The organism is Micromonospora craterilacus (assembly GCF_003236315.1).
GTDB lineage: Bacteria > Actinomycetota > Actinomycetes > Mycobacteriales > Micromonosporaceae > Micromonospora > Micromonospora craterilacus.
This window is the reverse complement of record NZ_POTY01000573.1, coordinates 1-444: the sequence shown is the minus strand read 5'-3', so window position 1 is coordinate 444 and position 444 is coordinate 1. Positions and strand designations below refer to the sequence as shown.

Genomic DNA, 444 nt, shown 5'->3' with positions numbered 1-444 from the left:
GACCTTGCCGGTGACCAACCGGGCGGCGGGTGCCACCCGCAGGGCGGCCACGTTCTCCCGGATCACCCGGGCGGCACGCGCGTTGGCGGGCACCGTGGTGGTGTACCGACGAGCGCGAGGGGGCACGACCATGGAAACCGGCTATACCGTCGAACAGCTTCGGGCCGCCGCGACCGATGCGATCCGCGCGCCGTCCCTGCACAACGTCCAGCCGTGGCGGTTCCGGCTGCGCGACGGCGGGATCGAGGTGCTCGTCGACCCGGCCCGCCGGCTGCCCGCCACCGACCCGAGCGGCTGGGGTGCCCGCGTCGCCGGCGGGGCGGCCCTGTTCAACCTGCGCCTGGCCCTGGCGGTGGCGGGCACCCCGGCGACGGTGCGGCTGCGCCCGTACCCGGCGGAACCGGACGTGGTGGCCCGGCTGCTGCCGGACCTGCCGCGCCGACC

2 pseudogenes are annotated in these 444 nt (G+C 77.0%); one reads left to right on the top strand and one right to left on the bottom strand.

Features of this window, described 5'->3' with window-relative positions:
• Positions 1–87 (bottom strand): annotated as a pseudogene (locus tag C1I95_RS34495) (16S rRNA (guanine(966)-N(2))-methyltransferase RsmD); the annotation flags it as partial.
• Positions 88–130: 43 nt separating this feature from the next.
• On the opposite strand from C1I95_RS34495, the pseudogene C1I95_RS34490 reads away from it, so the two are divergent.
• Positions 131–444 (top strand): annotated as a pseudogene (locus C1I95_RS34490) (Acg family FMN-binding oxidoreductase); the annotation flags it as partial.